Raw genomic sequence first — 10,833 nt, forward strand, 5'->3', positions numbered from 1 at the left:
TTCGCTCGCCGGCTTGTCGGCCATTGCCGACCTTGGGGCGGGCTGGGTTCTGTCGGCAATGTCTCGTCTGTGCAAGCGACGCGATGGTCTGACGCGAGTGTTGCGACGGGCGCAAAGCAAGCAGCGAGCGCTGGCACGGTAGCAGAGCTCCTTTCCGGTGCCCCGTAGCACTCTTTCACCTCGCGCCATGAACGGGAGCCAAACAATGACCCGAAGCGGAAGTTCAGCCGATTAAGACTTATTGCAGCTTCGCGGCGGTAGCTGCCTTTAGTCCCCGCCATTCGAACGACTGTTCGAGCTGCAAAACCGTCGTACCAAGTCTGTGGCTGTAGCGGAACTCCAACGCCATGTCTGATGCGTAGGCTGCTGCCGGTTTGATCGACACATTATGTAGACTAGGGTCCGCTTGTCTACCCAACTGGGGGCAGTTCACCTTGTACAATCATGGCGGCCACACCCCGAAGTCAACTTAAGCGAGTCAACTTGGCAACCTCACAGCATCCGACCAGTTCTCGAGGCATCTCCAGTGGTGGCGCCGCAGCAGCAGGGGGTATTGGGTTTCAGGCCCAGCTTGGGGCGCTTTTCGGTCTGCAGTTGCTTGCCCAAGTTCCGGTCGACCACGTACTGGAATTGGGGGCAGCCGCTCCTGTCTGGATTCGCTTTGAGACCGAGGCACCTGTGGACGACATCCTGGTGGCAACCTCGGAAGGCGGGTTCATCGCGGTGCAGGCCAAGACGACCGTCAACCTCTCGTCCGGGACTGACGGCGGCTTGGCCAAGACCGTCCAGCAGTTCATTCGACACTGGCTAGTCTGCCGCGATGGTCAGGGCGAACAACTTTGGGATCGCTGCCTCGATCCGAACAAGGATCGACTCGTGCTGGCAGTAGGGCCCACGGCACCCGCTTCGATTCGTGTGGATCTCCCGGCAGCGCTGAGGTCTCACTCGCAGCCATCGCCAGGTGTGCTGACGCAAGACCAGCAAAGGGCACTGGAGGTGTTCGAGACATGCATGCGGGAGGCTTGGAGCAACACCACGGCCGAACCATGGAGTCCGACCGTGCTTCGAAGCGTTGCCCAGCTTGTGAGGGTGATGACGTTTGACCCGGCTGGCGCGTACGCCAACGTCATGGAGGGGCTAGCGGCAAGGGCGACGACGACGGATCAGGCTCGACCTTTGATCACCGCGCTGGCCCAGATCAGCCAGCGCTGGATGACCGAGCGGAGCGGTGGCGACTTATCTCAACTGCGGCAAGCCGTCATGCATGCACGAGTGCCGCTGTCTGCGCCGCCACGCTTCGAAGACGATATCCGCAAGCTTAGGGAACACTCGGAGCAAATTGCCGCCGACTTGCGGCCCTACGAGCAGATCGAGAGGACCGAGGGCGTCATCCGAATCACCCGGGAATGCCAGGCAGCCGCCTTAGCCGCGGCTCAAGAAGGATCGCTTCTCTTGATTGGCGAGCCCGGTGCTGGCAAGAGCGCTGTCATCAACGCGCTGGCCCGTGAGTTGAGGAGCCATGGCGACGTCGTCGAGCTCGCGGTCGACCGCTATAGCGTTCAAGACCTCGTTGGACTGAAGAACGAACTGGATCTCGAACACGACCTGGTCAAAGTGCTCGAGGCCTGGGACGGCTCATCGGACGGATGGCTAGTCGTCGACGCCCTCGACGCTACTCGTGGTGGACAGGGAGAGGGCGCGTTCCGAACACTGATCGAGCGCGTTCTCGCCTTGAAGGGACGCTGGAAAGTCGTGGCCTCGATACGGACGTTCGACCTGCGCATGGGCGTCCGATTCCGTGAGCTGTTCGCAGGTCGTCCGACCAACCCGGACTACCGGGACGCCACGTTCCCAACGGTGAGGCATCTGCTTGTGCCTCCTTGGTCGGAGGAAGAGTTCGACCAGGTACTGAACCAAGCGCCGGAACTCCGTATCGCCCTCGATGGCGCGCCAACGAAGCTTCGGCAACTTGCGCTTGTGCCTTTCAACACGCGCCTCATCGGCGAGTTGCTCCGCACCGGAATGGGCGCTGAAGCATTTCGCGAGCTAGCTAACCAAGCGGGCCTGCTGAGGCTGTATTGGGAGCACCGGGTGACGCCGTTGGGGTCGCGCGCCGATGTCTGCTTGCGCCTCGTTGTTCAAGCGATGGTCGATAGCCGAGTGCTGCGGGCCCAGACGCATGTCATCGCTGCCACGGCGCCCGATGCATTGGATGCACTTCTTCTCAAGGGCGTGTTAGCCAAGGTCGAGAACGAGCGCTTTATCCAGTTCCGTCACCATCTTCTGTTCGACTATGCCACCTCGCGACTTCTTATGGACGTCGATGGGCTCGTTTCAGGCGAGGTGCAGTACCTGAAAGCTCAGACAATCGGTCTGATGCTTGCGCCGGCGATGGGCTTCTTGCTGCAGGAGCTCTGGGGGTCACAGCCGGATCACGAGCGCTATTGGACCGCCGTCGAAAGGATGGTCGGCAATCCGGAGGGAGACCCAATCCTGCGCAGCGTGGCCGGAAGGCTCAGCGCCGAGCTGCCGGAGAATGCTGCAGACACTCATGCCATCGCAAAGCATGTCGCCGACGGTCGAGACATGGTGACTACGGCACTTTGGCACGTGGTTTCTGCGCTGGCGGTGCGCCTAGAAGACCATCCGAATGTGAGTCTCACGCCGTGGGTCTCGCTCGCCGGTGAACTCGCTGCCAGCGTCGAGCGAGTCCCTTCCCCATTGAGGACGCTGCTCTACCTCTTGATCAACACGGCGCGTCCGTCTCAGGCAGGTGAGGCAGTCGGTCTTGCGGCAAGAGCACTGTTGGGATTCGTGTTCGACCATCCTGAGTCGAGAATCGATGCCGCGCTAGTCATCCCAAATGTCGTCGCCACTTACGCGACTGCGCCTTCGGAGTCTCGAGCGCTCTTGGAACGAATCTTCGAACCTGAGCGCGCCGATGCGCACAACTGGGAGGACGTTCCGGCGCTGTGCCGTGAGATTTCCAAACTGGCCGACACCGATCCGGATTTCGCTGCGACCGTGTATTCGAGGACGTATGCAGGCACGGTCAAAGACGATGTCACTACCAGCATGGGCGGTCGAAGTCAGATCCTATCTCTGACGTCGAACTCCAGGCAGGACTACGGCATGGCACTGTTCTCGCTGTGCGAGTTCTTCCCGACGTTTCTGCAGAATCACCCTCGAGCGGCTACCCGAGCGTTTGTGGAATCGGTAGACCACTACATTCGACGGGAGCACAAGCTAGCAGAGCGCGAAATTGTCACCCGAACGATCGATGGCCGGAGTCTCCGACTTGAAACCGACCTGAGTCACATCTGGAGTCACGACCCTGATCACGAGCATGGCCAGGATGGCGACGCCCTGATCTCGAAGTTCCTGCCTGCGTTTGTTGCGTTGCCTGAGTCCGATGCTCGCTTGGTTGCAGACCAGATCTCGACTTCATCGGCATGGGCATTGACATGGGCAAGGCTCTTTCTTGCGGCAGTGCGGCGCAACGATAGCTTGATCGACCGGCTTTGGCCGATTGCGGCAGATGAAGCCTGGCTCTCCAATATCGATACCCAGAAGGATGCGATCGACCTCGTGGCCCTCGGCTATGGGCGGCGCAGCATGGCTGAGCGGGATGCGCTCGAAACTTCGGTGACGACCTTCTCAATGGAAGGGTACACCTCTCCGGAAGCGGCCAGGGAACACCTGATCCAGCGTCTGTTCAGCGTCATCGGGCCTGATCAGCTCGTCACCAAGAGTGCACGTGCTAATCTTGCGGCCACGCCAGCAGAGTCGGTCGAGCGCAGCCTTCGAAACGAGCGACCATTTCGCATCACAAGCGGATTCGGTCGGTCTGAGCCCTTCTTCTGGATCGAAGACCTGGACAGGGATAGACCGTCGAATATCACTGTCATGGAGGCCATAGAGGCGGCCCGGGGCTACATCGAGGCCAAGCCTGGTCGCCCGTCGACCGACGAAATCGATACGGCGCGCACGCTCGAGTTGCTCGAGGCAATCGTTCGTGGCCTAGAGGCTCCTGACTTGGACGAAGCGCTGCGTAGCCACGGCGAAGGCGTCATCGGCCAGGGATGTGAACGACTTGCGCAGGGCGAGCGCTTGGTTGTGAGGGAGGGCTTCGATCCGACTGATCGTTATCTTGCGCTCATTCGGATAGCTGCCACTTCTGGCAACCCGGAGGTCACCGACGAGACGGAGTCTCAGTACGAACAGTCCCAGTCCTGGGGCGGGCCTGCCGCTCGCATTGAGGCCGCAACGGCGGTGCTGGACGTTTGCCTGCAGCGGGCCGATCTGTACCCGCGACTTGCGGAGGATATCGATCGTTTTCTAGATGATCGCCATCCTGCGGCGCGGTCTCAGTCGGTCGGGCATCTCATTCGATTGTGGGATCTCGATCGGGCTGGTTTCTGGCGGCGCCTCGAGCTTCGTCTTGAACGAGAGGCCAACTTTGCGGTCTTAGGCTCCGTCGTCAATGTGCTGCGGATGGTCATCCATGTCGAACCCGACCGAAGCGAACGACTGATCCTCGCGCTCCTTGCGCGGTACAGCGGCACGGCAAAGCAGGCTGATCTTGAGGACTCTCTAGCTGACCTCGTTGCGATTCTTTCGGTGACCCATCAGAGAGCCTCAGCTGAGGCCGTCGTGTCAAGATGGCTGGACGACCCGTCTGTGCACAGCGGACAGCTCGGAACGATTCTGTTCACGCTCCGCGATGCAGTCGTGCTCGGCCTGCATCCTGGCCAATCAGACGAAGGTGCGCTTCGGCATCGAGCCCAGGCCCTCCTTCATCGAATCGTCGTTGCCGCCAGCGGGCCACTTGCAACTTATGACCCGAGCGTCGCTGTTCCCGACGACCAGGTGCCGAGGTTGAGAGCTTGCCTCGAGCTCATCGACAAGGCAGCCATGCAGCTCTATTTCGCGACCGGTCGAGTCAACGGCGGTACGGGAATCGACGAGGCCGGGTGTGAGATCTACTTGCGCGAGGTAGCGTCGACGCTCGACCTTATCGCAGATCAAGCACAGCCGCACACCATTTACCAACTCCTGCAATTGGTGGAGATTCTGGCTCCGCAGGACCCGGAGCGTGCATTCGATCTGACCGCGCGTGCGATTCGAGGGGGCGGCGCGAAGGGCGGCTATCAATACGAACCGTTGGGCGCCGAGCTGATGGTGCGACTGATAAGCAGCTTCCTAGCGGATAGCAAGGAGATCTTTGAGACTATAGAACGGCGCCAGGCGCTCGTGGACTGCCTCGAGATCTTCATGGAAGCAGGGTGGCCGTCGGCAAGAAAGCTGCTCTATCGCCTGCCGGAGCTGCTTCAGTGATTCGCGAAGTCACGGAGGCAGAGTTCATCGAACGATTTGCCAATCTGATCGATCGCTTCGATGCGTCGATCGCTGCAGACGCGCGCCCGGAGTTCGCCGGCGCGGAGGCAGGCGATCCTCACGAACACACGACTCGCGTTCACTTTCTAGATGAGCTCGTAGAACTGCTTGGTTGGTCGCTCGGATTGGGTGGGGACATGGCGGAAGAGGCCCGTCTCAAGGGCGAGACGACCACGTTCATGGACTATCTTGGCGTCAGAGCAGACACCAATGCTCCAGCCTTACTCATTGAGGCCAAAGCTTGGGACAAGGCGTTTCTGGAGCCGCGAAGAAAGGTAGCTTTTGAAGCCCCAACCCTGTTGGGTGAAGGTATCAATCATTGGAGACGCGGTGGGGAGGCAAAAGACTCTCCGGTGGCGGGGCAATGGCATGCCTACATCAATCAAGTGGGCGGCTACGTTAAAGGTCTGAGAGACAGACATGGTCACACGCTGCCAAGAGCCGTGATCACAAGTGGGCAATGGATCGTCGTGTTCGTTGACCCAGTGCAGGCCTTCGTCGAGGGCACCGTCGAAGACGTCAAGATCAAGATCTTTCAGAAGCAGAATTTCAAGGCTCAGGCCAGCGAATTGTTTTCGCTGATATCAAAGAAGGCTCTCGCCGCCGAGACGCCCTTCAACGTGCGGCCTACACAGGTCTTGAACTACCTCACAAAGGACTTGGTCGTCGCATGTTTTCAGGCGGTTCACGTGAGCTACGAGGCCAGCGGTTCGCCTGTCTTCGGGCGAAAGCCGCGTGTATTGGTCTATCCCGCGCTGGTGCTGCGTGGGACGGACAACATGCTCCTGACTGTGCTCGAGGAATCTGAGGAGTCTTTGCTCGAGTACACAAAGGACGAGACAACAGACGAACTCTCTCTGGGTCCGCACGTCGACAAGCTTGCTGCCGGCGCCGCGGCGCTATTGGCGCGAACGGCAGAGCAGCTCGACCTTGAGCTTCGGCCCGCGCCGATTGTCGATTTTCCTGGGTTCCCGCGCGAGCCGATGCACAAACCGGCGGTCACACGGCCGCTGGCGCGTTCGAATCCCAGAGAGCGCGATAACTGGATCATCGTCACTGGCCAAGCGACCCACTTTGTCAAAACAGGCCCGGACGTGGAATGCAGGTTCCATAAATGGAGCGTCTGCAATGTCGCTCGCCTGGCGGCAGGATCATCCGCGATCTCTAGGCCTGTGTTGTCGATACCGAGGGCCCTCTTCATCGACGAAACGCCTCACCACTGCGCCCACAGTGATGTCATGGACCGCAGAGAGCCCCGCTGTCAAATACACATGATCGACGCGAGCCTTTGTTGTCGCGGCTGCACCTTTGTCTCAGATTGTTGGCCCGGCAATACCCGCCCGCCGCTGCCGTGTGGCACCTAGCAGGCCGTTGCGATGGCAGGACTGCGGCCGCTCGTGAAGCCAGCAGGATGTGCGAGAAAGTCTAGCCTGCAAGTTCCGCGACATCCGGCGCACGTTCGACGTGTTGTTCGTTGTTCGCCACGCCAAGTCACTCAGATGGACGCTCCAATCAACAAACGGCCATTCAATCTCTGCTAACGCATGTAACGGCCACGATTTTGTCGGTCAATGCGTTTGGAGTGGCGCATACCGACGAACACCTCGTGGGCGAGTTTCGACTAGACGCAGTGTATTGACCCGATAAGTGATCAGCGAACATTCTAACGCCAATCGAATGCATCTATAGGTCAAAATTCTTGTTTGCTCTGAATCCGAAGTACGGTGCGATAGCTAGGGTGAATCTCCCAGCTTAAGCCGTCGTCAAGATTTGCATCAGTGGAGAGAAGATTCGGCCGCTCCTCGTATCTGACAAAACCAAGACCACTTGCGGTGGATTCGTCGCGCCCCGCAATGAATCCACATCTGAATAAAAAATGCGCAACTGAGACGGCTCCTTTTTGATGATTCACGCCATCAATTTGAGGAACCCCGATGCGGCGAATTATCTTGTCTGCAATATGGTCGATAAGTTCATCTGTGCGGAAGCGGTGAGGGCCGCCACTGAACGATTCTACAATATCCTGAAGCAGCGGGCATTGGTGCCGATGCTCTTTATAGAGATCGCTTATTCTGAACTCGCCGTAGTCGCGCATTATCGCACGGACATTTCCCACACTAATATGAGTCTGTGTATTGTTGTACGCCGCACGTCCGGCGAGCTTACACAATTGCGCCGCCCATCGGGGGCGACCCGCCGAAAGAATGTGTATTGGTCGAAATGATGCTAAGGTCCGCTCTCCCCAGCTAAAGGGCTCCTTAAATATAATGCTGCGAATTTGATCGCCGTCTTTTAGTGGATCAATGCTCGTGTAGCGCGTGTCGTCTGGATAGTATCGACAAAAGAAGCTATGTATTTTGTTTGCAATTATTTTCCCCGTTTCTTCCGTGCTCCAGTTTAGATCAAGCATATACTGCTCGCATTTATCCATCGCTTCATCGTGCTGAGCGAGGACTGACCACACATCGCTACGAACTGCTGCACGGATGCAGAGCCCTTTCACCGAACTGATTAGATTCCTGCATGCACTAAAGAACGTACTTGTCTTGAGTCTCTCATGTGGTGTGTTCACGAAGGTGGCGTCGACGTCGTCAATGAATAACCACACTGATACCTCGCGATTATCCAGCACGCGCTTCAAAAGTGCCTGTGAATTGGAAACGTTTAGTCGCGTCCGTTCAATTTCGGCGCCAAGTCCCTTGACCTTCAGTCGATCGAATAGAGCGCTAACAAGATTGCGATTGCGAAAACCTGCCAATTCGGCAGATTCAATCAGCAATATCGAATCATCCGAAAATCCTACGCGCAACGATGCACCAAGCTCAAGGTTAACCTGGGAGCAAATGCGTTGCTGCCAGCCATATAACAACTCATCGGGGGAATCCGATTTGATTTCTTGCATCGCAATCAAATCAGATGCCTTAACGTATATAAGAATTTCCTCGCCACCATTTTCTTGCCGACGATAAAGAGTCTGCTTAAGTAACGCTGATTTTCCAACCCCCTTTCTGGATCGAACGAATGAAAGTCTTGTGGTTGGAGAAAAAAATCGGTCGAATTCCGGCTTATCAAGGAAATAACTATTTAATATTTCCAGATCTTCATCATCCCCCGCTTCATTCCCGAATAGCTCCGGGTCGATCAAGTCCCGACGACCTGAGAATGACCGGGGCGCTTCTCGTCGGGTGTGACGTGAAGGGGCAGTTTGACGCTTACGGCGCTTGTCCATCGTTCTTAGATGTATTTGGCGAAGTTAAGGGAACTATCGTGTATAAACTGGAAATTCGCAAGAGTTTGCCTAACCAACGACGACATCGCGCCTCCAGCACTTGGAATCTGAGTGCCTATTGCCATCGCGTAAGCCGTCATCGGTCTTACGCCAGCTGGAGGCGTGCTTTCGACCCTGAGCCGCCGTCAGAGGGAAGATTCGAGCGTCGGGATCAGCCCGCTCCCCGCGGTGGCCAATCTGGCTCATCAAGCGACCCGCCTGATCCTGTTCTTGTGCCAGTTGCGAACCTGACGCGCGGACCGCCCCGAAACGGGCGGGCCGCTTCGACGCCGCGGCGCGCGGGCGGATCCCGTGGTGACGTTAGTGGCAGGGTGTGTGTGCGGCACGGTTAAACTACCTGGAACGCAAAACGACCACACCATCGGGGGCAGCATGACGCGATCAGAAGACTCGGACTGGCAAAAATTGTCCGCTCAGGTTCAACAGGCATTGTCGGCAGGTTGGAACGCCGGCGCGATGCCCGCCGCGGCGTCGGCGCTCTACAGCCGATGGTGGCAACTGGAGACCTGGCTGCGCTCGCTCGTCTATGTGGAGCTGCGTAGCGCGAATGGCGCTGCTTGGGCGGTGGAGCTGCCGGCTGGCTCGGCGAGTCGCCAACAAAAGGACGACGAGATTCATTACATGCGAACGCCCGATGCACAGGACCAGCTCGCGTACCTGGACGCGGGGCCTCTGCTGCAACTGACACTCGAGCATTGGCCGCTGTTTGGTTCGTATCTGCCGGGGCAAAAGATCTGGACTGGCCGAATCGAGGAGCTCAAGGCGATTCGGAATCGCATTGGCCACTGTCGTCGCCCTCATGACAACGATCTCGATCGTCTAGAGCAGACGCTGCGTGATCTCGACGGCGGCGCTTTTCGTGCAACGTCCTCGTTCAATGACCAATCGCGTCCGGATGAGGATTGGTCGGACGTCCTCGTACGCGACTGGGTGCACGAAGCTCATTCCGCTGCACATCTGATTGAGCATGCGAGAAGGCAGTACGACACGAGCTTCAGTCTTGCTTTCTCATCTCGTCCGTGGGCGGAGCACCGGACGACCAACGAAGCGCAACTCGGCCGCCGAGCCGGCTATGTCTGGCACGCGCGTTGGTATTTCAGAGGGGGGCGATCCTTCGATCTCGCGAGATTCTGGCGAGACATCGCGATCCACAAGGACCTCATCATGTTGGTGTGCGCGGATTCGGCGTCGAGTCTTCACGTCTCGTTCTCGGCACTCGAAGATCAGCAGCAGGTCAGTGACGTGATAGGTCTATGTTTCGACGCAGCGTTGTCGAATCTCGGCCATCACCTATGCGAGGACGATCCCTTCGCTTGGGCTCGGCGTTACGCCAATGTGGATCCTCGCGTGCACGCAGGGACGCCGTGGGCTGTCATGGATCCCGCGTGGGAGGGGTTCAGCCTATTTTCTGCCTGAGCGAACGCTCTGCATGGCAACGGTCCATCGAGCCGGTAACGCTCGCGCCGCGACGAAAGCCAGGGCGATCGCTGGGGTGCCCCGGAAGATCGAAAGCCCAGACGGTTGTGGTTGCCATGTGTTTTGCCAATTTATGATCGACGCAGCGTACACCATCGAGGGCTGCATTGTGCGCCCTTACCAATTGCACAGGGGTGAAATGCGAGAGCAGGTCGTCCAGAGCGTGCTGCTGCGCCTTGGCAAATTTGGGCATCAACTCCGGTTCACGCCGTCCTTGGCCGCGTCGACCACCCGCGACCGGGAATGTCTCGCCCACGGCGCGCCGCAGCGGGATTCTACGACGTCCGCCCCGACGCCTTCGATGCAGGTGGTAACTGGTCAGCCGTCTCGCAGCACGTCGAGCAAATGGCTTACGAAAACTTGAGGTGGCCGCCGGTGAAGCGCTCAGATTGGATCCGGTGCGGGTAGCCGCGGTCAACGTGGCCTTGTCGTTCGAGGTGCGATTGTTTGCGCTCGCCACGTCGACGCATGACCCACGGGTTGCAGGATGAGCCCGGCGCGTGACACCGGCGCGCTGTACAAGGTCCGTCAGGAGTTCGTGTATGGGGTAATCGAATGAAAGGGACTTCCCCGTCCCGAGGCTGCGGCGGAAGCCGCGAATCGGCATCAAAGTGCCATGATGGAGTGTCGAGCCTTCATCAACGCCAGCGCGAGGGGAAGTCCATGTCCAT

Annotated in this window: 5 protein-coding genes; 3 read left to right on the forward strand and 2 right to left on the reverse strand. The window is 58.5% G+C overall.

From position 1 onward, the window contains the following. Nucleotides 1–483 precede the first annotated feature (483 nt). Both G3N94_RS24755 and G3N94_RS24760 read left to right on the forward strand, forming a co-directional pair. Entirely contained in the window at nucleotides 484–5,337 is a 4,854-nt protein-coding gene (locus tag G3N94_RS24755) for a zeta toxin family protein (RefSeq protein ID WP_205795183.1), read from the forward strand. Next, nucleotides 5,334–6,761 (forward strand): hypothetical protein, encoded by a 1,428-nt coding sequence (locus G3N94_RS24760; protein WP_205795184.1) that lies wholly within the window; start codon nucleotides 5,334–5,336, stop codon nucleotides 6,759–6,761. The genes G3N94_RS24755 and G3N94_RS24760 overlap by 4 nt, the downstream gene beginning before the upstream one ends. Nucleotides 6,762–7,087: 326 nt before the next feature. Here G3N94_RS24760 and G3N94_RS24765 read toward each other — a convergent pair whose 3' ends face one another. Next, a complete protein-coding gene (locus tag G3N94_RS24765; RefSeq protein WP_205795185.1) occupies nucleotides 7,088–8,542 on the reverse strand; it encodes a hypothetical protein in 1,455 nt (484 codons plus the stop codon). Between the two features lie 516 nt (nucleotides 8,543–9,058). Between G3N94_RS24765 and G3N94_RS24770 the strand changes: the two genes are divergently transcribed. After that, complete coding sequence (locus G3N94_RS24770) at nucleotides 9,059–10,102, forward strand: Swt1 family HEPN domain-containing protein (protein WP_241022049.1); 1,044 nt, start codon at nucleotides 9,059–9,061, stop codon at nucleotides 10,100–10,102. Here G3N94_RS24770 and G3N94_RS24775 read toward each other — a convergent pair. Next, on the reverse strand, nucleotides 10,083–10,833 hold a 751-nt coding region (locus tag G3N94_RS24775; RefSeq protein WP_205795187.1), incomplete at its 5' end, for a hypothetical protein. The genes G3N94_RS24770 and G3N94_RS24775 overlap by 20 nt on opposite strands.

The sequence above is a fragment of the Burkholderia sp. Ac-20353 genome, from assembly GCF_017104785.1.
Classification (GTDB): Bacteria; Pseudomonadota; Gammaproteobacteria; order Burkholderiales; family Burkholderiaceae; genus Burkholderia.